Source organism: Kitasatospora sp. NPDC058243, from assembly GCF_042882025.1.
Taxonomy (GTDB): Bacteria; Actinomycetota; Actinomycetes; order Streptomycetales; family Streptomycetaceae; genus Kitasatospora.
Genome location: NZ_JBHVWW010000023.1, coordinates 21,940 through 43,666, shown reverse-complemented (window position 1 = coordinate 43,666; position 21,727 = coordinate 21,940). Strand labels below are relative to the sequence as shown.

Here is a 21,727-nt window from a genome sequence, read left to right as displayed (position 1 = left end):
GGCCGCACCCCCCACGTGGAATCTGCGCGAGTCATCAGACGGACCTCATCAGGAGAGTCGTGGCGACCAGCACCAGCGTGCCGCCGAACATGGAGAGCGCGTACGAGCGGACGAAGCCGTTCTGGATCCGCCGCAGCCGACTGGACACCCCGCCGATGGTGGCGGCCAGGCCGTTGACGAAGCCGTCCAGGCCGCGGCTGTCGAAGTAGACCAGCGTCGCGGTGAGCGCCGAGCCCGGGCGGACCAGGACGGCGTGGTTGAAGTCGTCCTGGAGCAGGTCGCGGCGGGCGGCCCGGGTGAGCGGGGAGCCGACCGGCGCCACCACGGGGACGGCGGAGCGCCCGTACATCAGGTACGAGACGAGGACGCCGGCCAGCATGCAGGCCGTGGTGAGCACGGTGACCACCAGCGGGGCGAGCGGCGAGTTGCCCTCGGAGTGTCCGGTGACGGGCTCCAGCCAGGTCAGGAACGAGTCGTTGAAGGCGAACAGCCCGCCCGCGAAGACCGAGCCGAAGGCCAGCAGGACCATCGGGATGGTCATGGTCTTCGGCGACTCGTGCGGGTGCGGGGCGTCGCCGTCGGCGTCCGGCTGCCAGCGCTTCTCTCCGAAGAAGGTCAGCAGCATCACCCGGGTCATGTAGAACGCGGTGACGGCGGCGCCGGTCAGCGCGCACAGGCCGAGGATCCAGCCCTCGGTGCCGCCCTTGGCGAAGGCCGCCTCGATGATCTTGTCCTTGGAGAAGAAGCCGGACAGACCGGGGAAGCCGATGATCGCCAGGTAGCCGAGGCCGAAGGTGACGAAGGTGACCGGCATGAACTTGCGCAGGCCGCCGTAGTGACGCATGTTCACCTCGTCGTTCATGCCGTGCATGACCGACCCGGCGCCGAGGAACAGCCCGGCCTTGAAGAAGCCGTGCGTCACCAGGTGCATGATCGCGAAGGCGTAGCCGATCGGGCCGAGCCCGGCCGCCAGCACCATGTAGCCGATCTGCGACATCGTCGACCCGGCCAGCGCCTTCTTGATGTCGTCCTTCGCGCAACCGACGATCGCACCGAACAGCAGCGTGACCGCGCCGACCACCACCACGGCGGTCTGCGCGTCCGGCGCCAGGTCGAAGATCGCCGACGAGCGGGTGATCAGGTAGACGCCGGCGGTCACCATGGTGGCCGCGTGGATCAGCGCCGACACCGGGGTCGGGCCCTCCATCGCGTCGCCCAGCCAGGACTGCAGCGGCACCTGCGCCGACTTGCCGCAGGCCGCCAGCAGCAGCATCAGGCCGATCGCCGTCAGCTTGCCCTCGCTCGCCTGCGCCGCCCCACCGGCCCCTCCTTCTGAACCGAGGATCGGCTGGAAGGCGAAGGAGCCGAACTCGGTGAACATCAGCATGATCGCGATCGACAGGCCCAGGTCACCGACCCGGTTGACGATGAACGCCTTCTTCGCCGCCGTCGCCGCGCTCGGCTTGTGCTGCCAGAAACCGATCAGCAGGTACGAGGCGAGGCCCACGCCCTCCCAACCGAAGTACAGCAGCAGGTAGTTGTCGGCGACCACCAGCAGCAGCATGGCGGCCAGGAACAGGTTCAGGTACGCGAAGAAGCGGCGCCGGCGCTCGTCGTGCGCCATGTAGCCCACCGAGTACAGGTGGATCAGCGTGCCGACACCGGTGATCAGCAGGACGAAGGTCATCGACAACTGGTCGAGCCGGAACGACATGTCGGCCTGGAACCCGTTCACCGGGATCCAGCTGAACAGGTGTTGGGTGACGGCCCGGTGCTCGGCCTCGCGGCCCAGCATGTCCCAGAACAGCGCCAGGCCGAAGCCGAACGAGAGCGCCGCGAGGGCGGTGGCCAGCCAGTGGCCGAAGCGGTCCAGCGCGCGGCCGCCGAGCAGGAGCAGGGCGGCGCCGGCCAGCGGGGCCGCCACCAGCAGCGGAATGAGAGAGTTCACCGAGGCCCTCCGCCTACAGCTTCATCAGATTGCTGTCGTCGACCGAAGCGGAGTGCCTGGTCCGGAAGATGGAGACGATGATGGCGAGGCCGACCACGACCTCGGCCGCCGCGACCACCATCGTGAAGAACGCGATGATCTGACCGTCCAGGGTGCCGTGCAGCCGGGAGAAGGTCACCAGGGCGAGGTTCGAGGCGTTCAGCATCAGCTCCACGCACATGAACAGCACGATCGCGTTGCGCCGGATCAGCACTCCGGCCGCGCCGATGGTGAACAACAGGGCCGCGAGGTACAGGTAGTTGACCGGGTTCACTCCGCTCCCCCCTCGTCGGCGCGGCCGTTCAGGCCGTCCTTGCCGTTCAGGCCGTCCTTGGCATTCAGACCGCCGTTGGCATTCAGACCGCCGTTGCCGTTCAGACCGTTCGGACCGCCGTTGCCGTCCTTGCCGTTCACCGACGTCGGCACCGACGCCGGCACCGGCTCCAGGGACTTGCGCGGTCCGGCGACCGCCGGCCGCTCGGACGACGGCCGGCCCAGCCAGTCCGCCGTGGTGTTCTCCAGCTCGGCCATCCGCCGCAGCATCTCCTGACTGACGTCCCGGACCTGGCCGCGCTCGCGCAGCGTCGCCATCACCGAGTCCTCGGCGATCGTGCCGTCCGGCAGCAGCGCCGGAACGTCCACCGCGTTGTGCCGCGCGTACACGCCCGGCGCCGGCAGCGGCGGCAGCTGGAGGTTGTCCACGACCCGCTGGGCGGCCAGCTCGCGCTGCGTCTTCGGCGCCTTCACGTGCTCGCGGTGGGTCAGCACCATCGCACCGATCGCCGCGGTGATCAGCAGCGCGCCGGTGACCTCGAACGCCCACACGTACCGGGTGAAGATCAGCCGGGCCAGGCCCGGTACATTGCCCTCGGCGTTCGCCTCGGACAGGCCGGTGAAGTGGTCCAGCCGCGCGTTGGCGATCCCGGCGATCAGCAGCACGCCGAAGCCCAGCCCGCACAGCACCGCGGCGACCCGCTGACCCTTCAACTGCTCCTTCAGGGAGTCCTCGCTGGTGACGCCGACCAGCATCACCACGAACAGGAACAGCATCATGATCGCGCCGGTGTACACGACGATCTGCACCACGCCCAGGAACACCGCGCCCTGCGCCATGTAACAGACCGCCAGCGCCATCATCGTGGCCGCCAGGCACAGCGCGCTGTGCACGGCCTTGCGCATCAGCACCATGCCGAGCGCGCCGCCGACCGCGAGCACCGCGAGCACCCAGAACTGGACGGCCTCCCCGACGGAGGTCGTCCCGGTCGCGGCCAGGTTGAGGGAGGTCACTGCTGGACCTCCCGCTCCCGGTCGGTGCGCTCCTGCTGGACCGTCCCGGGCGCCGCCGCGGTGATCTCGCCCCGGTAGTACGCGCCCTCGTCGGCGCCCGGGAAGATCGAGTGCGGGGAGTCCACCATGCCCTCGGACAGACCGACCAGCAGCTGCTCCTTGGTGAAGATCAGGTCCCGGCGCGAGGAGTCGGCCAGCTCGTACTCGTTGGTCATGGTGAGCGCGCGGGTCGGACAGGCCTCGATGCACAGCCCGCACAGGATGCAACGGGCGTAGTTGATCTGGTAGACCGCGCCGTAGCGCTCGCCCGGCGAGTAGCGCTCCTCCTCCCGGTTGTCCGCGCCCTCCACGTAGATGGCGTCGGCCGGACAGGCCCACGCGCACAGCTCGCAGCCGATGCACTTCTCCAGGCCGTCCGGGTGCCGGTTCAGCTGGTGGCGGCCGTGGAAGCGCGGAGCGGTGGGCTTCTTCTGCTCCGGGTACTGCTCGGTGAGCCGCTTCTTGAACATGGCCTTGAAGGTCACGCCGAAGCCGGCGGCCGGGCCGAGGATCGACGGCTTGTCGGGCCGTTCGGCCCGTTCCGTCTGGTCGGACGACATCTCGGTTCAGCTCCCTTCGGTATGGTCGGCCCCGTTGAGGGCTTCCTGGAGTTGCTTCGGGGCCCGGCTGCGCCGGCGCGGCACCGGCGGGAGCTCCTGCCCGGGCAGCGGGGGCACCGGGTAGCCGCCCGCCATCGGGTCGAACTCCCCCTTCGGCAGGGTTGGTTCGGGCTCGGGTTCCTTCTTCAGGAAGTCCCGCAGCAGGGCGAGCAGCAGGATCGCCCCGACCGGCGCGCCGACGTACAGCACCACCTCGCCGAAGCCGTAGCCCTCGTTGCGCAGCGCCCGCACGCTCGCGATCAGCACCAGCCACACCAGCGAGACCGGGATCAGCACCTTCCAGCCCAGCTTCATGAACTGGTCGTAGCGGAACCGGGGCAGCGTGCCGCGCAGCCAGATGAAGAAGAACAGCAGCAGCTGGATCTTCAGCGTGATCCACAGCATCGGCCACCAGCCATGGTTGGCGCCCTCCCAGAAGGTCGACACCGGCCACGGGGCCCGCCAGCCGCCCAGGAACAGGGTGGAGGCCACCGCCGAGACGGTCACCATGTTGACGTACTCGGCCAGCATGAACATCGCGAACTTCAGCGAGGAGTACTCGGTGTTGAAACCGCCGACCAGCTCGCCCTCGGCCTCCGGGAGGTCGAACGGCGCCCGGTTGGTCTCACCCACCATCGCGATGATGTACACGATGAACGACACCGGCAGCAGCGCCGCGAACCAGGTCGGCTGCTGGTGCGCCACGATCTCCGAGGTCGACATCGACCCCGAGTAGATGAACACCGCCGCGAAGGACAGACCCATCGCGATCTCGTAGCTGACCATCTGCGCGGCCGAGCGCAGCCCGCCCAGCAGCGGGTACGTCGAACCGGACGACCAGCCGGCCAGCACGATGCCGTAGATGCCGATCGAGGCCGTCGCCAGGATGTACAGCAGCGCCACCGGGAAGTCGGTCAGCTGCATCGCCGTCCGGGTGCCGAAGATCGACACCTCGTTGCCGGCCGGCCCGAACGGGATCACCGCGAAGGCCATGAACGCCGGGACGGCGCAGACGATCGGGGCCAGGATGTAGACCACCTTGTCCGCGCCCTTGACCACCAGGTCTTCCTTGAGCGCCAGCTTCACGCCGTCCGCCAGGGACTGCAGCATCCCCCACGGCCCGTGCCGGTTCGGCCCGATGCGCAACTGCATCCAGGCCACCACCTTGCGCTCCCAGACGATCGCGATCAGCACCGTCAGGACCAGGAAGCCGAAGCAGAACACCGCCTTCAGCAGCACCATCCACCACGGGTCCTGCCCGAAGAAGTGGAGCGTCTCGTACGGCTGCGGAGTCATCGCTCCTCCCCTTCACTGCCCGCGTCGCCCGCCGCGGCCTCGGCCCGGACGGCCGGCTCGGGGGCGGCCACGGCGATCGTGACCAGATGGCCGACGGTGGTGCCGAGCGCGCGGTGGGCGCCGCCCGGCGTGGAGTTGAGCGGGATCCAGACCGTACGGTCCGGGATCGAGTCGGTGACCTCCAGCGGCAGGGTCAGCGAGCCGGCCGGGCCGGTCAGCCGCAGCGCCCCACCCTCCCCGCCCGCCTCGGCGCCGGTGTCCTTCGCGCCGATCTCCTTCGCGGTGGCCGGCGAGACCCGGGCCACCGCCCGGTGCCGGGTGCCCGCCAGGTGCGGATCGCCCTGCTGCAACGTGCCGTTGTCCAGCAGCTGGCGCCAACCCGCCAGCACCGCCTGGCCGGTGGCCGGGCGGGGCAGCACGCCGGGGTGCGCGGCCGGGTCCGCGGACCGGTCACCCGCCCACGGGGTGAAGTGGTCCAGCTCCAACCGGGCCGCCCGGACGTCCGGCAGACCCAACCGGTGGCCCAGCGCCTCCGCCAGCATGGTCAGCACCCGCAGGTCCGGGTACAGATGGCGGCCCATCTGCTGATCGGGCTTGAGCGCCGCCTCGAACATCCGCAGCCGGCCCTCCCAGTCCAGGAAAGCACCGGCCTTCTCCGCCACCGCCGCCACCGGCAGCACCACGTCCGCGTGCGCCGTCACCGCGGAGGGCCGCAGCTCCAGCGACACCACGAACGGCACCGCCGCCAGCGCCGCGTCGGCCAGCGCCGGATCCGGCAGGTCGTCCGGGTCGACGCCGCCGACCAGCAGCGCGTCCAGCTCACCGTGCGCCGCGGCCGTCAGGATCTGGCCGGTGTCCCGGCCCGGCCCGGACGGCAGCTCCGCCACCCCCCACACCCCGGCGGCCTCCGCCCGGGCAGCCGGAGCCGCCACCGGACGGCCGCCGGGCAGCAGCCCCGGCAGCAGGCCCGCCTCGACCGCACCGCGCTCACCCGCCCGACGCGGCACCCACGCCAGCCGGGCGCCGGTCGCGTGCGCCAGCCGCAGCACCGCCGTCAGCGCGCCCGGGGCCGCGGCCAGCCGCTCGCCCACCAGGATCACCGCGCCCGGGCTACGTAGCAGCTCGGCGGCCCGCCCGGCCTCGTCGTTCAGCGGCTCGTCGGCGGCCAGCGCGGCGAACCACTCCGCCTCCGTGCCCGGGGCCGCCGGCAGCAGCGCGCCGCGCAGCTTGGCCAGTCCCCGGGAGGCGAACGCCGCCACCGAGTACACCTTCAGGCCCCGGTCGCGGCTCGCCTTGCGCAGCCGCAGGAAGACGATCGGCGACTCCTCCTCCGGCTCGAAGCCCGCCAGCAGCACCGCCGGCGCCTGCTCCAGCTGCTCGTAGGTCAGGCCCTCGCCGTCCACGTCCACCCCGCGCCCGGCGACGGCGGCGGCCAGGAAGTCCGCCTCCTCGCCGCTGTACGGGCGGGCCCGGAAGTCCACGTCGTTGGTGCCGAGCACCACCCGCGCGAACTTCCCGTACGCGTAGGCGTCCTCGACGGTCACCCGGCCACCGGTCAGCACCCCGGCGCGGACGCCGCGCAGTCCCTCGGCGGCCCGGGCCAACGCCTCCGGCCAGGAGACGGGCACCAGCTCGCCGTCCACCCGCACCAGCGGGGTCGCGATCCGGTCCCGCTGCTGGGCGTAGCGGAACGCGAACCGGCCCTTGTCGCAGTTCCACTCCTCGTTGACCGCCGGGTCCTCGCCCGCCAGCCGGCGCAGCACCTTGCCGCGCCGGTGGTCGGTGCGCTGGGCGCAGCCCGCGGAGCAGTGCTCGCACACGCTCGGCGAGGAGACCAGGTCGAACGGGCGGGAGCGGAAACGGTAGGCCGCCGACGTCAGGGCGCCCACCGGGCAGATCTGGATGGTGTTCCCGGAGAAGTACGAGTCGAGCGGCTCGTCGTCCCCGGTGCCGACCTGCTGGAGCGCGCCGCGTTCCAGCAGGTCGATGAACGGGTCCCCGGCGATCTGCTGCGAGAAGCGGGTGCAGCGCGCGCACAGCACGCAGCGCTCCCGGTCCAGCAGCACCTGGGTGCTGAGCGGGATCGGCTTCTCGTAGGTGCGCTTCATCCCCTCGAACCGGGTGTCGGCGTCACCCGTGGACATCGCCTGGTTCTGCAGCGGGCACTCGCCGCCCTTGTCGCAGACCGGGCAGTCCAGCGGGTGGTTGATCAGCAGCAGCTCCATCACGCCGCGCTGCGCCTTCTCGGCCACCGGCGAACTCACCTGGGTGCGCACCACCATGCCCTCGGCGACCGGGATGGTGCAGGAGGCGACGGGCTTGCGCTGGCCCTCGATCTCGACGATGCACTGCCGGCAGGCGCCGGCCGGGTCGAGCAACGGGTGGTCGCAGAAGCGCGGGATCTGGGTGCCGATCCGTTCAGCGGCCCGGATCACCAACGTCCCCTTGGGGACCTGCACTTCGACGCCGTCGATGGTGAGCGTGACCAGCTCGACCGCGGCCTTGTCGCCCGTGGAGGTGGATGGCTCTGTGATCGTCACGCGTGCACCTCCCTTTCGGTGGCGGACTGGTGGCCGGGGCGGGGGCCGTCGGCCCAGACGGTGGAGGCGGCCGGGTCGAACGGGCAGCGGCGCTCGGCCAGGTGCTGCTCGTACTCGGCCCGGAAGTGCTGGAGGGAGGAGACGATCGGGCTCGCGGCGCCGTCGCCCAGCGCGCAGAAGGACTTGCCGTTGATGTTGTCGGCGATGTCGAGGAGCTTCTCCAGGTCCCCCTCGACGCCCGCGCCCGCCTCGATCCGCTTGAGCAACTGGACCAGCCAGTAGGTGCCCTCGCGGCAGGGGGTGCACTTGCCGCAGGACTCGTGGGCGTAGAACTCGGTCCAGCGGGTGACCGCCCGCACCACGCAGGTGGTCTCGTCGAAGACCTGCAGCGCCTTGGTGCCGAGCATCGAGCCGGCCGCGCCGACACCCTCGTAGTCCAGCGGGACGTCCAGGTGCTCGTCGGTGAACATCGGGGTGGACGAGCCGCCCGGGGTCCAGAACTTGAGCCGGTGCCCGGGGCGGACGCCGCCGCTCATGTCCAGCAGCTGGCGCAGCGTGATGCCCAGCGGCGCCTCGTACTGGCCGGGGTTGGTGACGTGGCCGGAGAGCGAGTACAGCGTGAAGCCGGGGGACTTCTCGGTGCCCAGGCCCTTGAACCACTCCTTGCCGCGGGCCAGGATCGGCGGCACCGAGGCGATCGACTCGACGTTGTTGACCACCGTCGGGCAGGCGTACAGGCCGGCGATCGCCGGGAACGGCGGCCGCAGCCGGGGCTGGCCGCGGCGGCCCTCCAGCGAGTCCAGCAGCGCCGTCTCCTCGCCGCAGATGTAGGCGCCGGCGCCGGCGTGCACGGTGATGTCGAGGTTGACGCCCGAGCCGAGGATGTCGCGGCCGAGCAGCCCGGCCTGGTACGCCTCGGCGACGGCCGCGTGCAGGCGGCGCAGCACCGGGACGACCTCGCCGCGCAGGTAGATGAACGCGTGGTCGCAGCGGATCGCGTAGGAGGCGATGATCATGCCCTCGATCAGCGCGTGCGGGTTGGCGAACAGCAGCGGGATGTCCTTGCAGGTGCCCGGCTCGGACTCGTCCGCGTTGACCACCAGGTAGTGCGGCTTGCCGTCGTTCTGCGGGATGAACTGCCACTTCATCCCGGTGGGGAAGCCGGCGCCGCCGCGACCGCGCAGCCCGGAGTCCTTCACCAGGGCGATCACGTCGTCCGGCGGCATCGCCAGGGCCGCCTTGAGGCCGTCGTAGCCGTGGTGGCGGCGGTAGGTGGCCAGCGTCCAGGGCCGGTCGTCGTCCCAGGAGGCGGACAGGACGGGGGTGAGCAGCTTCTCGGCCGGCTCGGCGGCGGTCATCACGCTTCCGTCCCTTCGTGGCCGGTGCCCTCGTGGCCGGTGCCCTCGTGGCGGGGTGCGACGACCTTGGTGCCGCCGGTGCCGGGCAGCGCCTCGCCCTTGGCCAGGCGCAGGCCCGCAAGCGAGGGCGCGCCGCCCGCGCCGGACTCGTCGTTGGCACCCGGGCGCTCGTCGGGGAAGCCCGCCAGGATCCGGGCGGACTCCTTGAAGGTGCACAGCCGGGCGCCGCGGGTCGGCCGGACCTCCCGGCCCGCGCGCAGGTCGTCGACCAGCCGCTTGGCGCTCTCCGGGGTCTGGTCGTCGAAGAACTCCCAGTTGACCATCACCACGGGCGCGTAGTCGCAGGCCGCGTTGCACTCGATGTGCTCGATCGAGATCTCGCCGTCCCCGGTGGTCTCGTTGTTGCGCACGCCGAGGTGCTGCTGGAGCTCGTCGAAGATCTGGTCGCCGCCGAGCACCGCGCACAGGGTGTTGGTGCAGACCCCGACGTGGTACTTCCCGGCCGGGCGCCGCCGGTACATGGTGTAGAAGGTGGCGACGGCGGTCACCTCGGCGGTGGTGAGGTCCAACTGCTCGGCGCAGAACCGGATGCCGGTCGGGCTGACGAAGCCCTCCTCGGCCTGCACCAGGTGCAGCAGCGGCAGCAGCGCCGACCGGGCCTGCGGGTAGCGGCCGATCAGCTCCGCGGCGTCGGCGGCCAGCCGGGCGTGCACCTCCTCGGGGTACGGTGTGGCCGGCAGCGCCGGCATCCCCAACTGAACGTCTGTCACCGGTCCACGCCTCCCATCACCGGGTCGATCCCGGCCACCGCGACGATCACGTCGGCGACCTGGCCGCCCTCGCACATCGCCGCCATCGACTGCAGATTGGTGAACGACGGATCCCGGAAATGGACCCGGTACGGGCGCGTCCCGCCGTCGCTGACCACGTGCACGCCCAGCTCGCCCTTGGGCGACTCGACCGCCGCGTACGCCTGGCCGACCGGGACCCGGAAGCCCTCGGTGACCAGCTTGAAGTGGTGGATCAGGGCCTCCATCGAGGTGCCCATGATCTTGCGGATGTGGTCGAGCGAGTTGCCCATCCCGTCCGGGCCGACGGCGAGTTGGGCGGGCCAGGCGATCTTCTTGTCGGCCACCATCACCGGGCCCGGCCGCAGCCGGTCCAGGCACTGCTCGACGATCCCCAGCGACTGCCGCATCTCCTCCAGGCGGATCAGGAAGCGGCCGTAGGAATCGGCGCTGTCCGCGATCGCGACCTCGAAGTCGTAGTCCTGGTAGCCGCAGTACGGGTCGGTCTTGCGCAGGTCGTGCGGCAGGCCGGTGGCGCGCAGGATCGGGCCGGTGGCGCCGAGGGCCAGGCAGCCGGGCAGGTCGAGGAAGCCGACGTCGACCAGGCGGGCCTTGAACACCGGGTTCCCGGTGGCGAGTTTGTCGTACTCGTGCATCCGGGAGCGCAGGGTCTTCACGCACTCGCGGATCTGGTCGACGGCGCCGGGCGGGAGGTCCTGGGCGAGGCCGCCGGGGCGCACGTACGCGTGGTTCATGCGCAGGCCGGTGACCAGCTCGAAGACGTCCAGGATCAGCTCGCGGTCGCGGAAGCCGTAGATCATCAGGGTGGTGGAGCCGATCTCCATGCCACCGGTGGCCAGGCAGACCAGGTGCGAGGCGATCCGGTTGAGCTCCATCATCAGCACCCGGATCACGGTGGCCCGGTCCGGGATGTCGTCGGTGATGCCGAGCAGCTTCTCGACGGCCAGGCAGTACGCGGTCTCGTTGAACAGCGGGGTCAGGTAGTCCATCCGGGTCACGAAGGTGGTGCCCTGGACCCAGTTGCGGAACTCCATGTTCTTCTCGATGCCGGTGTGGAGGTAGCCGATGCCGCAGCGGGCCTCCTTCACCGTCTCGCCGTCGATCTCCAGGATCAGCCGCAGCACGCCGTGGGTGGACGGGTGCTGGGGGCCCATGTTGACGATGATGCGCTCGTCGTCGGCCCGGCCGACCGCCTCGACCACCTCGCCCCAGTCGCCGCCGGTGACCGTGAAGACCCGGCCCTCGGTGGTCTCCCGGGCCTCTGCCTGCTCGGCTTCTTCGTGGGGACGAGTCCCTTCGTCGTGCCGAGCCTCTTCGTCGTGCCGAGTACTCATCAGCTGTACGACCTCCGCTGGTCGGGAGCCGGGATCTGGGCGCCCTTGTACTCGACGGGGATGCCGCCGAGCGGGTAGTCCTTGCGCTGCGGGTGGCCCAGCCAGTCGTCCGGCATCATGATCCGGGTGAGTGCCGGGTGGCCGTCGAAGACCAGGCCGAAGAAGTCGTAGGCCTCGCGCTCGTGCCAGTCGTTGGTCGGGTAGACGCTCACCACGGAGGGGATGCGCGGGTCGGCGTCCGGCGCGGTGACCTCCACCCGGATCAGCCGTCCGTGGGTGATCGACCGCAGGTGGTAGACCGCGTGCAGCTCGCGGCCCTTGTCGTCGGGGTAGTGCACGCCGCTCACGCCCAGGCACAGCTCGAAGCGCAGTGCCGGGTCGTCGCGCAGGGTGCGGGCGGTCCGGAGCAGGTGGGCGCGGTCGATGTGGAAGGTGAGCTCGCCGCGGTCGACGACGGTCTTCTCGATCACCTCGGCCGGGTCCATGCCCTGCTCCTCCAGGGCGCCCTCCAGCTCGTCGGCGACCTCGTCGAACCAGCCGCCGTACGGCCGTTCGCTCGGGCCGGGCAGCACGATCGGCGCGGCCAGGCCACCGAAGCCGGAGGTGTCACCGCTGCCCAGGGCGCCGAACATGCCCTGCCGGCGGCCGACCACCTCGACCGGGATCTCGCGGACCGGGTGTTCGCGACGGGTCTCGGGTACCTGCTCGTTCATCGCAGCAGCCCCCGCATCTCGCTGACCGGGGTGGCCTTGAGGGCGAGCGCCTCGCCGAGCTCCTCGGCCCGGATCCGGTTCGCGCCCAGCGGCTCGTGCTGGATCTTGTCGTGCAGCTTCAGGATGGCGTCCATCAGCATCTCCGGGCGGGGCGGGCAACCGGGCAGGTAGATGTCCACCGGGACGATGTGGTCGACGCCCTGCACGATCGCGTAGTTGTTGAACATCCCGCCCGAGGAGGCGCAGACGCCCATCGAGATGACCCACTTCGGGTTGGCCATCTGGTCGTACACCTGGCGCAGCACCGGGGCCATCTTCTGGCTCACCCGACCCGCCACGATCATCAGATCGGCCTGCCGGGGGGAGCCCCGGAACACCTCCATGCCGAACCGGGCCAGGTCGTAGCGGCCGGCGCCGGTGGTCATCATCTCGATCGCGCAGCAGGCCAGACCGAAGGTGGCCGGGAAGAGTGACGCCTTGCGCACCCAACCGGCGGCCGTCTCCACGGTCGTGAGCAGAAAGCCGCTCGGCAGCTTCTCCTCGATTCCCATCAGATCCCTCTCAATGCCCTCAAGAAGCCCTCAAGTCCTGTGGTACCTCGGCCCGTTCGGGCTTGTCCGCTCGTTCACAAAGGCGGCGGCCACCCCGCGCTCAGTCCCACTCCAGGCCGCCGCGGCGCCACACGTAGGCGTAGGCGACGAAGACCGTGGCGATGAACAGGAGCATCTCGACCAACCCGAAGATCCCCAGGGCGTCGAAGGTCACCGCCCAGGGATAGAGAAAGACGATCTCGATGTCGAAGACGATGAAGAGCATCGCCGTCAGGTAGTACTTGATCGGGAACCGACCGCCGCCCACGGGCTGCGGGGTCGGCTCGATGCCGCACTCGTACGCCTCCAACTTGGCCCGGTTGTAGCGCTTGGGGCCGGTGAGTGAGGCCATCACGACGGAGCCGACCGCGAACGCCGCCGCGATGGCACCGAGTACGAGGATCGGCGCGTAGGCATTCATAGCCCCCGCTCCCTCCGTCCAGTCGTCCTTGACTGCAGATCGGAACCGGCAGGTCACGCTGAGGTGAACCCGCGTTCCGGTTCCCGGGATCCACCTCATGTGAGGCAGTTCACAAAGCCTGGAACGAGCGCATCCTATGCCCGTCGGCTTGTGATCTGCGACACGCAGTTCAACGTCATCTTTGTGATCTACGCCACGATGGGAATCGTGCCGAATATGAACATGTCCAGAATTGTCGACACAAAGAAGTCAAATGGTCACAACCAGTCGCATTTACTTGTGAAGCGGCTGGTCAGAGCCGCGCTCCTATATCAACTATGCGTCGACGGGAGCAAATTTCGAGGCGCCATGTTGACGTGTTATAGCGGCTCACTCTGAGGGGTGGCGGGGGGCCGAACGCTCGCTTGACCCTTCGTTCACAAGCGCGCGAAACGGTCCTTGGGGCCCTCCCCCTCCCCCCTCCCCCACCCCGCCCGCCGCCCGCCGCCCGCCGCCCGCCCGACCCTCTCCTGCGCTGGGCCATGCCCGGCCCAGCGTGCGGCGCCCCGGCCTCCGTGCGCTGCCCTTCCCGCGCCACCTTCCCTGGGGCCCTTTCCTCGGGGCCCTTCCTCGGGGCCGCTGCCCTCTGCCCTCGCGCCCGCGTCCGGGCTCGCCCCACCGTTCACCGGGGCCGGTTACCGGCTACCGGCCCTGCTCCCAGACCCAGGCCGCGATGCCCACCCGGTTACGGGCACCGAGCTTGCGCTGGACGTTGGCGAGGTGGTTCTTGACCGTCCCCGGCGAGATGAACAGCCCCGCTCCGATCTCGGCGTTCGTCGCGCCGTCTGCCACCTGTTCGGCGATCTCCCTTTCTCTCGCGGTCAGTTCCTCGATCGGGCCGGCTATCAGCGGCGCCGCCGCCGAAGGCCCTGCTCCGGCCGTACGGTCGCTCCCGGGCGCCGTCATGTGCCGCAGCAGCCGGACGGTGACCTGTGGACTGATCAACGCGTCCCCGGCCATCGCCGCCCGCACCGCCTCGATCAGCAGCACTGGCCCCGATCGCTTCAACAGGAAGCCGGCCGCCCCATGCCGCAGGGCCGTATGCACGTACTCGTCCAGGTCGAAGGTGGTCACCACGATCACCTTGCACTCGCCGGCCAGCTGCCTCGTGACCTCCAAGCCGTCGAGCCTCGGCATTCGAATGTCCGCGAGCACGACGTCCGGTCGAAGCCGTCGGGCCTCCTCCACCGCCGCGGCGCCGTCCGCCACCTCCGCCACCACCGACATGTCCGGCTGAACGTCCAGGATCATCCGGAACGCGGTGCGGACATCGGCCTGGTCGTCCGCGACCAGGATCCGGATCGGCCCTGTGCTGCCGATCATTTCCACCTCTCCCCTGAACTGGTCCTCACCGGAATCACTGGTTTCTCCTGACTCTCCTGTCGTTCCTGCCTCTCCAGCGGCAGTCTCGCCGCCACCCGCCAGACCTCCCGCTCCTCCGTGCCTGCCGCGAACGTGCCGCCGAGCGCCTCCACTCGGGCCGCCAGCCCCGGCAGTCCGCTGCCGCCGCCACCGCGCGGGCGCCCACCCGCGCCGGGTGCGAGTCCGTCGTTCGTCACGGTCAACTCCAGCCACCCGCCCGCGCGACGGGCACGGACCTCGACCGTCCGGGCGCCCGCAGCGTGCCGCCGGACATTGGTCAGCGCCTCGACCACGATCCGGTGGACCGTGCCCTCCACCTCCCGGGGGACCGGCCCGTCCGGCAGCTCCAGCCGGACCTCGGCGCCGCCCAAGGCGGTGAACCGCTCTGCCACCTCCGCCAGTTCGGCCAGCCCCTGTTGCGGTCCGCGCCCACTCCCCTCCTCCGTGCGCAGCAGTTGAACCGTCCGGTCCAGCGAGGCCAGGGCCCGCTGCCCGGCCTGTTCTATCCGCTCGAACATCTCGACCGCCCGGGCTGGGTCAGCCGCGGCCAGGTACACCCCGGCCTGAGCCTGGGCGACCATGCCGCTCACGTCGTGCGCCACGAAATCGTGCAGATCGTGGGCCAGTTCGAGCCGCTGGGAACGCCTGGCCTCGGCCACCGCCCGACACCGCCCCTCGTCCAGGCCGCGCAGGTAGAGCCCGGTCAGGACGGCCGGCAGGGCCAGCATCGACCCGAATCCGAAAAGGGTGAGCACGTCTCCGGGCCCGCCGATCGCCTCGAACCGGGACGGCCAGAGCGCGACCGCGCCGCAAGCCGTCCACGTCGCCAGCGCGCACCGGAGGCCGTCCTCGACGCGCAGGGCGAGGACCACGGACAGCAGGAGGACGGCCAGTTCGACCAGGCCGACCAGGCCGGGCCACCGGTCCGACTCCGTCCAGCGGCCGGTGAGCCAGACGGCAACCGTGACCGCGGCCGACATCGCCCCGGCCGTCGCCGTCACGACCGCCATGCCGTGGCGCCTGTGCGCCGCCCGGACCAGCGGAAGCACGGCCGGGACGATCACCGCCAGCATCTGATTCATCGCCATCTCCTCCCTTCGACTGCCGCCACGTTACGACGCGGCGCAGGTTGCCCGCCTGTGCCGATCGGCATATTTCAGAGGCCTGTTGAGCAGGGAGAACAGCCCGATCGGCAGCTGCCGCTCGCCGCGTGGAACGGCCAGGCTTGAGCCATCGAAGCGGCCGGAGGGCCGGCCGCGAAGGGAGTTCACCACCATGTCGAAGCTCGCGATCAACGCCCGGACCACCACCCGTCCGGCCGTCCCGCCCGCACCACGCTGGGCCGAGCTCGCCGCCAAGGCCACCGTGCTGACCACCGTTCCCTCGGGGCTGTGGCGGATCGCGTTCGGCTTCGGCGTCCCGGTCGGCTTCACGGGTGCCACCGCCGCACGGTACGCCGAGCACCAGCCGGGCTGGGGCACGGTCTACGTCGTGGTGCTGAGCGCCCTGGCCGAAGCGCTGGCCTTCCTGACCGTCGGGCTGGTCCGGCCCTGGGGCCAGCTGGCGCCGCGCTGGATCCCGCTGATCGGCGGCCGGGCGGTGCACCCGCTCGCCGCGATCGTTCCGGGCGCGCTGGGCTCGGCGTTTCTGACCGCGCTCGGGATAACCGCGGCGGTCGGCGGCTGGGGCCGGAACATGGCGGAGCCGGACTCCCCGCACGGTGCCGCCGGCCTGGTGATGACCCTCGCCTACCTGCCGCTGGTGGCATGGGGTCCGCTGCTCGGCGCGGTCACCATCGACTACGCCCGTCGGACGCTGAGTCGCCGGTGACCACCACCGCGGATCACACCGGGGCCGGCTCCGGGCCCCGCTCCCCGACCCCGGTCGCGGACTCGGCAACAACAGATCCAGCGGCCTCGGACTCGACGATCTCGGACTCAGCGGCTTCGGTCTCCCCGCGCCGGACGGGGGCGGGAGCGGTACGGCGGCCCCACTCGGTGGCGACCACGACCAGGGCTCCGCCGACCAGGGCGAGCGGCCCCATCCGGTTCCCGGCGATGGTGATGCCGAAGACGGCGGCCCACAGCGGTTCGGTGCCGAGCAGCAGACTCACCCGGGACGGCGAGGTGGCGCGGACAGCCCACATCTGAACGAAGAAGGCGAACAGCGTGCACAACAGGGACAGGTGCAGCAACCAGGCCCACTGGCCGGGCCCGTACGAGCGGGCGACGGCCCACGGCGACGGCCCTACGGCTGGTGCAACGGCCGCGAACACGGCGGTCGCGACGGCGAGTTGGACCCAGGTCAGGGCCAGCATGTCGGTTTCGCGGACGGCGCGGACGCGGGCCGTCGCCAGGACGAAGGCCGAGCGAACCAGGGCAGCTCCCAGCACCAGCAGGTCGCCGAGCGAAGGCGGGCGCAGCCCGCCGTCCCCGGTGAGCAGGGCGACGCCGAGCACGGCCAGCGCGGCGGCCGCGAGGAAGGCGCGGGGCGGCGCCGTCCGGCTGAGGACGCTCTCGCCGAGCGGGGTGAGCACCATCGCGAGGCTGATGATCAGCCCGGCATTGGTGGCGGAGGTGTGCACGGCGCCGTACGTCTCCAGCAGGAAGATCCCGCTGAGCACCAGCCCCAGTGCACCGCCGCCCAGCCACTCGGCGCGGCTCAGCCTCCGTAGCGCCGGCCAGGCGACCATCCCGAGCAGCGGCAGCACCAGCCCGAACCGCAGGACCAGCATCGCCACGGCCGTCCCGGGCTCCGCCACCCGCTGGACGGCGAGGAAGCTCGACCCCCACACCACCGCCACCAGGAGAACCGGCAGGTCGCGAAGGGCCGATGAGGACGAAGACATGGACAGGGAGGCACGCATGAGTCAGATCCCTCCGAGCGAACGGAACCGGCGGGGCGCGAGTACCGTACGGCGTCGGACGGACCCTGGAGCTGGGCGAAGGGCACAGCTATCGACGGGGCGGAGCATGGAGCAGGGGGACGCCATCCTCCCGCACCGGCCCACCCGTGATCAACGCCCTGCCGTAACTCGCTGGATCTCCGGAGGGCTCCGGCGTCCCCGGGGCCAACGCCCTTCCCAGGCCCGGCAGGTCAGCGGGCGAGCAGGCCGTTCGCCGCGGCGATCTCCTCGATGTCGGCCGGGGTCCCGGACATGATGGCGCGGACGTGCTCGGTGACGAGCTCGACCGGCCAGTCCCACCAGGCCGCACGGAGCAGGCGCTCGACGTCGGCGCCCTCGAAGCGGCGCCGGATCGGGCGGGCCGGGTTGCCGCCGACGATGGTGTACGGCTCGACGTCGGCGGTGACCATCGCACCGGCCGCGATGATCGCGCCGTCACCGATCCGGACGCCGGGCAGGACGGTGGCACCGAAGCCGAACCAGACGTCGTTGCCGATCACGGTGTCGCCCCGGCTGGGCAGGCCGGTGACGAGGTCGAGGGTCCGCTCGGTCCACTCGCCGCCGAACATCGTGAACGGGAAGGTGGACACGCCGATGGTCGGGTGGGCGGCGCCGGCCATCAGGAAGCGGGCCCCGGTGGCGATCGCGCAGTACTTGCCGATCACCAGCCGCTCGGGTCCGTAGGCGTAGAGGACGTTGCGCTCCTCGAAGTGGGTGGCCCCCTCGGGGTCGTCGAAGTAGGTGTACTCGCCGACCTCGATCCGCGGGTCGATGACGAGTGGGCGCAGCAGGACGACCCGGTCGTGGCCGGCGAGCGGGTGCAGGGCAGTGGGGTCGGGAATGGCGGTGGCGGTCACGCAGGCTCCTCTCGTAACGCGACCAAAGTCGCATTACGATGAGCATGGCACGACCGCCACACCGCAGCAAGCCTTAACGCGACTGGAGTCGACTTTGAACGAGAACGCCCCGGAGCCGACCCACCCCGCGACGGCCCGCCCCGCGACGACCCGCCCCGCCACCACCGCACCACCCGCGACGACTCGCCTCGAAACGACCCACCCCGAGCCCCGCACCCCGACCCCGCGCCCCGGCGGCCGCAGCGCCCGGGTCCGGGAGGGGGTGGTCGCCGCCACGCTCGCCGAGGTCACCGAGAAGGGGTACGACGACCTCACCATCGAGGCGGTCGCGAGCCGCTCCGGCGTCCACAAGGCGACGCTGTACCGGCGGTGGGGCGGAGTGGACGGCCTGGTCGCGGACGCCCTGACCGCCTCGGCCGACCAGCCCTGGCCGCTGCCCGACACCGGCGACCTCCGCGAGGACCTGCGACTGATCACCCAGGAGGTGTTCACCGTCTTCACCGATCCCGACCTGGGGGCCACCCCCACCGCGCTGATCTTCGCCGCCCAGCGCTCCGACACCGGCGCGACCGCCCTGCGCGCCTTCTTCGCCTCCCGCCACCGCCAGGCCGCCGAGGTCGCCGAACGAGCCGTCGCCCGAGGCGAGTTGCCCACCGGAACGGACGGTGCCGAGGTGGTCCGGGCCGCCACCGCCCCGCTCTACTACCGGCTGTTCGTCACCGGCGAGCCGCTGGACGCCCGCACCGCCGAGCGGGCCGCCGACGCCGCCGCACTGGCCGCCCGCGCCGGACTGTTCACCCCCGCCCCCCGGGCCAACCCCGTTCCCCCGGAGTCCACCTGACCCTCCACCCGCCCGACGGGGCCTGAACCCCACCGCTCCCTACCGCCCCCTACCGGATCGCCGCCCCGGCGTGGATGATGGCGCCATGCCAACCCCGCCGTCCACCACCCTTCGGAAGGCCCGTCACGTGAAGCGCGCACCCTGGGCTCTGCTCGCCGTCGCCACCGTCCTCCCGCTCACGGCGAGCACCGGCACCGCCGTCGCGGACACCACGCCGCCCGCGCCCGCCTGCACCTACACGCCCGCGGTGCCGGCCGACAACTTCAAGGGCATCCCGGTCTTCGACGCCAAGAAGGCCGCCCAGCCCTACCGCGCCACCCTGCGCACCAGCCAGGGCGCGATCACCTTCCAGGCGTTGACCGACAAGGCGCCCTGCACCACCTTCTCGTTCCGCTTCCTCGCCGAGCACGACTACTTCGACCGCAGCCACTGCCACCGCCTCACCACCCAGCGGCTCTACGTCCTGCAGTGCGGCGACCCGACCGGAACGGGCAGCGGCGGGCCCGGCTACTCCTTCCCGGACGAGAACCTGACCGGCGCCACCTACCCGGCCGGCACCGTGGCGATGGCCAACGCCGGTCCGAACACCAACGGCAGCCAGTTCTTCTTCGTCTGGAAGGACACCAAGCTCTCCCCCGCCTACACCCCGTTCGGCCGGATCACGGCGGGCCTGGACGTCCTGCAGAAGATCGCCGCGGGCGGCGAGGACGACCAGAACAACCCCGGCGACGGCTTCCCCACCCTCCCCGTGAACATCCGCCACGTGAAGATCAGCACCCGCTGACCGGGAGCCCGCCCCTCACCGCCAGCCCCTCACCGTCCGTGCCTCACCGCCCGCCCCCACGCCGTTCCCGTGCGTCGGCAGCGCCTCCCGTACGGTGGCAGCACCAACGACACCGCACGGGAGCAGCGCGCATGGACAGCCGGATCTGGGAGAGCGTGGACCACCTCGTCGCGTGGCTCGACGAGCAGGGCACGCAGTCGCCCCGGGAGGAGCGCCTGCTGCGGATCCTCAAGCTCTCCGAGGAGGTCGGCGAGGTGGGCGCCGCGGTGATCGGCGCCACCGGCCAGAACCCGCGCAAGGGCGTCACCCACAGCTGGGAGGACGTCCAGCACGAGCTCTGCGACGTCGTCTTCACCGCCCTCGTCGCCCTCCGGACGCTCACCCCCGACGCGGCCCGGGTCTTCGCCGACCGCCTCGCCTACGTCGAACAGCGCTCCGCCGCCTCCCGCCGCCCGGCGGACGGGGAGCGGAAGGCGGCGGAGGAGACGCCTTGAGGTCCTGGAAAGGACCGGGGGGACCGGGGGGACCGGGGGGACCGGGGGGACCGGGGGAAGGCCTCAGGCCCGCTACGCGTTGGGCGCGACCTTCGCGAGGCCGTTGATGATGCGGTCCATCGCGTCGCCTCCCTGCGGGTCGGTGAGGTTGGCGAGCATCTTGAGGGTGAAGCGCATCAGCATCGGGTGGGTGAGGCCGCGCTGGGTGGCGATCTGCATCACCTTGGGGTTGCCGATGAGCTTCACGAAGGCGCGGCCCATCGTGTAGTAGCCGCCGTAGACGTCCTTGAGGACGCGCGGGTAGCCCTGCAGAGCGCGCTCGCGCCCGGTCTCGGTGACCCGGGCGTGGGCCTGGACGATGACGCCGGCGGCGATCTGGCCGGATTCCATCGCGTAGGCGATGCCCTCGCCGTTGAACGGGTTGACCATGCCGCCCGCGTCGCCGACGAGCAGCAGGCCGCGGGTGTAGTGCGGCTGCCGGTTGAAGGCCATCGGCAGCGCGGCGCCGCGGATCGGGTCGGTCATGTTCTCGGGGGTGTAGCCCCATTCCTCCGGCATGCCGGCGCACCAGGCCTTGAGCACCTCGCGCCAGTCGAGTTCGCCGAACGCGGGCGAGGAGTTGAGGATGCCGAGGCCGACGTTGGAGGTGCCGTCGCCCATGCCGAAGACCCAGCCGTACCCGGGCAGCTGCTTGCGCTGGCCGCCGCGGGTGTCCCACAGCTCCAGCCAGGACTCCAGGTAGTCGTCGTCGTGGCGCGGCGAGGTGAAGTACGTCCGGTAGGCGACGCCCATCGGGCGGTCCTCGCGGCGGTGCAGGCCCATGGCGAGCGAGAGCCGGGTGGAGTTGCCGTCGGCGGCGACCACCAGCGGGGCGCGGAAGGTGACCGGCCGCTTCTCGTCGCCGAGCTTGGCGGTGACGCCGACGATCCGGCCGGTGCGCTCGTCCAGGACGGGCCCGCTGACGTTGCAGCGCTCGTAGAGCCGGGCGCCGGCCTTCTCGGCCTGACGGACCAGCAGCTCGTCGAAGTCGGCGCGCTTGCGGACCAGGCCGTAGTCGGGGAAGGCGGACAGCTCGGGCCAGTCCAGCTCCAGCCGGACGCCGCCGCCGATGATGCGCAGGCCCTTGTTGTGCAGCCAGCCGTTCTCGGTGGAGACGTCGATGCCCATGTCCACCAGCTGCTTGGTGGCGCGGGGGGTGAGGCCGTCGCCGCAGACCTTCTCGCGCGGGAACGCGGTCTTCTCCAGCAGCAGCACGTCCAGCCCGGCCTGGGCGAGGTAGTACGCGGTGGTGGACCCGGCCGGACCCGCGCCGACCACGATGACGTCGGCCGTGCTCTCGACCGGGCTGTCCGGCTTCGTCAGATCGGCTGCGGTCTCGGACACGGTGGACACTCTCCTGGAGCTGCGGCTGTGGGGACGGCGGCTTTTGTCTCCGGCAGTCTAGTTCCGTCCCCGCCGCCGGAAACGACCAC

Annotated in this window: 21 protein-coding genes; 4 read left to right on the top strand and 17 right to left on the bottom strand. The window is 71.3% G+C overall.

Features of this window, described 5'->3' with window-relative positions; translation table 11 throughout:
* Window positions 1-34: 34 nt before the first annotated feature.
* From nuoL to ACFVX9_RS17455, 14 genes are all read right to left on the bottom strand, one after another.
* The gene (gene nuoL / locus ACFVX9_RS17520) at window positions 35-1,948 is read right to left on the bottom strand and encodes an NADH-quinone oxidoreductase subunit L (RefSeq protein WP_387982338.1); all 1,914 of its coding nucleotides are present in this window, start codon (window positions 1,946-1,948) and stop codon (window positions 35-37) included.
* Between the two features lie 13 nt (window positions 1,949-1,961).
* Complete coding sequence (nuoK, locus tag ACFVX9_RS17515; RefSeq protein ID WP_030060110.1) at window positions 1,962-2,261, bottom strand: NADH-quinone oxidoreductase subunit NuoK; 300 nt, start codon at window positions 2,259-2,261, stop codon at window positions 1,962-1,964.
* Window positions 2,258-3,274: an NADH-quinone oxidoreductase subunit J gene (locus tag ACFVX9_RS17510; protein WP_387982336.1), complete on the bottom strand. Its 1,017-nt coding sequence runs from the start codon at window positions 3,272-3,274 to the stop codon at window positions 2,258-2,260. The genes nuoK and ACFVX9_RS17510 overlap by 4 nt, the downstream gene beginning before the upstream one ends.
* Window positions 3,271-3,873 (bottom strand): NADH-quinone oxidoreductase subunit NuoI, encoded by a 603-nt coding sequence (gene nuoI, locus ACFVX9_RS17505; protein WP_363371702.1) that lies wholly within the window; start codon window positions 3,871-3,873, stop codon window positions 3,271-3,273. The genes ACFVX9_RS17510 and nuoI overlap by 4 nt, the downstream gene beginning before the upstream one ends.
* Window positions 3,874-3,879: 6 nt before the next feature.
* Window positions 3,880-5,208: an NADH-quinone oxidoreductase subunit NuoH gene (nuoH, locus tag ACFVX9_RS17500; protein WP_380423201.1), complete on the bottom strand. Its 1,329-nt coding sequence runs from the start codon at window positions 5,206-5,208 to the stop codon at window positions 3,880-3,882.
* Window positions 5,205-7,748, bottom strand: coding sequence for an NADH-quinone oxidoreductase subunit G (locus ACFVX9_RS17495; protein ID WP_387982334.1), 2,544 nt, complete (start codon window positions 7,746-7,748; stop codon window positions 5,205-5,207). Before ACFVX9_RS17495 ends, nuoH begins: the two co-directional genes overlap by 4 nt.
* Window positions 7,745-9,106, bottom strand: a complete 1,362-nt coding sequence (gene nuoF, locus ACFVX9_RS17490; RefSeq protein ID WP_380344889.1) for an NADH-quinone oxidoreductase subunit NuoF — start codon at window positions 9,104-9,106, stop codon at window positions 7,745-7,747. Before nuoF ends, ACFVX9_RS17495 begins: the two co-directional genes overlap by 4 nt.
* Complete coding sequence (gene nuoE, locus ACFVX9_RS17485; RefSeq protein WP_350877605.1) at window positions 9,106-9,876, bottom strand: NADH-quinone oxidoreductase subunit NuoE; 771 nt, start codon at window positions 9,874-9,876, stop codon at window positions 9,106-9,108. Before nuoE ends, nuoF begins: the two co-directional genes overlap by 1 nt.
* Window positions 9,873-11,249 (bottom strand): NADH-quinone oxidoreductase subunit D, encoded by a 1,377-nt coding sequence (locus ACFVX9_RS17480; RefSeq protein WP_380373228.1) that lies wholly within the window; start codon window positions 11,247-11,249, stop codon window positions 9,873-9,875. The genes nuoE and ACFVX9_RS17480 overlap by 4 nt, the downstream gene beginning before the upstream one ends.
* Window positions 11,249-11,962, bottom strand: a complete 714-nt coding sequence (locus ACFVX9_RS17475; RefSeq protein ID WP_380373231.1) for an NADH-quinone oxidoreductase subunit C — start codon at window positions 11,960-11,962, stop codon at window positions 11,249-11,251. The genes ACFVX9_RS17480 and ACFVX9_RS17475 overlap by 1 nt, the downstream gene beginning before the upstream one ends.
* The gene (locus ACFVX9_RS17470) at window positions 11,959-12,513 is read right to left on the bottom strand and encodes an NADH-quinone oxidoreductase subunit B family protein (RefSeq protein WP_063348147.1); all 555 of its coding nucleotides are present in this window, start codon (window positions 12,511-12,513) and stop codon (window positions 11,959-11,961) included. Before ACFVX9_RS17470 ends, ACFVX9_RS17475 begins: the two co-directional genes overlap by 4 nt.
* 100 nt (window positions 12,514-12,613) lie before the next feature.
* Window positions 12,614-12,973 carry an NADH-quinone oxidoreductase subunit A gene (locus ACFVX9_RS17465; protein WP_030060100.1) on the bottom strand — a complete coding sequence of 120 codons (360 nt, stop codon included), beginning with the start codon at window positions 12,971-12,973 and terminating at the stop codon, window positions 12,614-12,616.
* 681 nt (window positions 12,974-13,654) lie between these two features.
* On the bottom strand, window positions 13,655-14,335 hold the full coding sequence (locus tag ACFVX9_RS17460) for a response regulator (protein WP_380344892.1): 681 nt from the start codon (window positions 14,333-14,335) through the stop codon (window positions 13,655-13,657).
* Entirely contained in the window at window positions 14,332-15,456 is a 1,125-nt protein-coding gene (locus ACFVX9_RS17455) for a sensor histidine kinase (protein ID WP_380484309.1), read from the bottom strand. Before ACFVX9_RS17455 ends, ACFVX9_RS17460 begins: the two co-directional genes overlap by 4 nt.
* Window positions 15,457-15,649: 193 nt before the next feature.
* Between ACFVX9_RS17455 and ACFVX9_RS17450 the strand changes: the two genes are divergently transcribed.
* On the top strand, window positions 15,650-16,204 hold the full coding sequence (locus ACFVX9_RS17450; RefSeq protein WP_380373237.1) for a hypothetical protein: 555 nt from the start codon (window positions 15,650-15,652) through the stop codon (window positions 16,202-16,204).
* A 13-nt stretch (window positions 16,205-16,217) separates the two neighbouring features.
* Here the strand turns inward: ACFVX9_RS17450 and ACFVX9_RS17445 are convergent, their stop codons facing one another.
* Window positions 16,218-17,240 carry a DMT family transporter gene (locus ACFVX9_RS17445; RefSeq protein ID WP_387982331.1) on the bottom strand — a complete coding sequence of 341 codons (1,023 nt, stop codon included), beginning with the start codon at window positions 17,238-17,240 and terminating at the stop codon, window positions 16,218-16,220.
* Window positions 17,241-17,470: 230 nt separating this feature from the next.
* On the bottom strand, window positions 17,471-18,136 hold the full coding sequence (locus ACFVX9_RS17440) for a CatB-related O-acetyltransferase (RefSeq protein WP_380484311.1): 666 nt from the start codon (window positions 18,134-18,136) through the stop codon (window positions 17,471-17,473).
* A gap of 94 nt (window positions 18,137-18,230) precedes the next feature.
* Here ACFVX9_RS17440 and ACFVX9_RS17435 point away from each other — a divergent pair, with 94 nt between their 5' ends.
* The 3 genes from ACFVX9_RS17435 (at window position 18,231) to ACFVX9_RS17425 (ending at window position 20,255) form a co-directional block, all read left to right on the top strand.
* Entirely contained in the window at window positions 18,231-18,977 is a 747-nt protein-coding gene (locus tag ACFVX9_RS17435) for a TetR/AcrR family transcriptional regulator (protein WP_380484313.1), read from the top strand.
* An 85-nt stretch (window positions 18,978-19,062) separates the two neighbouring features.
* Entirely contained in the window at window positions 19,063-19,761 is a 699-nt protein-coding gene (locus ACFVX9_RS17430) for a peptidylprolyl isomerase (protein ID WP_363371732.1), read from the top strand.
* Window positions 19,762-19,892: 131 nt separating this feature from the next.
* On the top strand, window positions 19,893-20,255 hold the full coding sequence (locus ACFVX9_RS17425; RefSeq protein WP_063348152.1) for a MazG-like family protein: 363 nt from the start codon (window positions 19,893-19,895) through the stop codon (window positions 20,253-20,255).
* 72 nt (window positions 20,256-20,327) lie between these two features.
* Here ACFVX9_RS17425 and ACFVX9_RS17420 read toward each other — a convergent pair whose 3' ends face one another.
* Window positions 20,328-21,617 carry a geranylgeranyl reductase family protein gene (locus ACFVX9_RS17420; RefSeq protein ID WP_063351195.1) on the bottom strand — a complete coding sequence of 430 codons (1,290 nt, stop codon included), beginning with the start codon at window positions 21,615-21,617 and terminating at the stop codon, window positions 20,328-20,330.
* Window positions 21,618-21,727 lie beyond the last annotated feature (110 nt).

Excerpts from the sequence above, each read along its gene's own strand:
- nuoI (WP_363371702.1), bottom strand. The coding sequence starts at position 3,873 with ATGTCGTCCGACCAGACGGAACGGGCCGAACGGCCCGACAAGCCGTCG.
- nuoH (WP_380423201.1), bottom strand. The coding sequence starts at position 5,208 with ATGACTCCGCAGCCGTACGAGACGCTCCACTTCTTCGGGCAGGACCCG.
- nuoF (WP_380344889.1), bottom strand. The coding sequence starts at position 9,106 with ATGACCGCCGCCGAGCCGGCCGAGAAGCTGCTCACCCCCGTCCTGTCC.
- ACFVX9_RS17480 (WP_380373228.1), bottom strand. The coding sequence starts at position 11,249 with ATGAGTACTCGGCACGACGAAGAGGCTCGGCACGACGAAGGGACTCGT.
- ACFVX9_RS17475 (WP_380373231.1), bottom strand. The coding sequence starts at position 11,962 with ATGAACGAGCAGGTACCCGAGACCCGTCGCGAACACCCGGTCCGCGAG.
- ACFVX9_RS17470 (WP_063348147.1), bottom strand. The coding sequence starts at position 12,513 with ATGGGAATCGAGGAGAAGCTGCCGAGCGGCTTTCTGCTCACGACCGTG.
- ACFVX9_RS17465 (WP_030060100.1), bottom strand. The coding sequence starts at position 12,973 with ATGAATGCCTACGCGCCGATCCTCGTACTCGGTGCCATCGCGGCGGCG.
- ACFVX9_RS17460 (WP_380344892.1), bottom strand. The coding sequence starts at position 14,335 with ATGATCGGCAGCACAGGGCCGATCCGGATCCTGGTCGCGGACGACCAG.
- ACFVX9_RS17455 (WP_380484309.1), bottom strand. The coding sequence starts at position 15,456 with ATGAATCAGATGCTGGCGGTGATCGTCCCGGCCGTGCTTCCGCTGGTC.
- ACFVX9_RS17450 (WP_380373237.1), top strand. The coding sequence starts at position 15,650 with ATGTCGAAGCTCGCGATCAACGCCCGGACCACCACCCGTCCGGCCGTC.
- ACFVX9_RS17445 (WP_387982331.1), bottom strand. The coding sequence starts at position 17,240 with ATGCGTGCCTCCCTGTCCATGTCTTCGTCCTCATCGGCCCTTCGCGAC.
- ACFVX9_RS17430 (WP_363371732.1), top strand. The coding sequence starts at position 19,063 with ATGCCAACCCCGCCGTCCACCACCCTTCGGAAGGCCCGTCACGTGAAG.
- ACFVX9_RS17425 (WP_063348152.1), top strand. The coding sequence starts at position 19,893 with ATGGACAGCCGGATCTGGGAGAGCGTGGACCACCTCGTCGCGTGGCTC.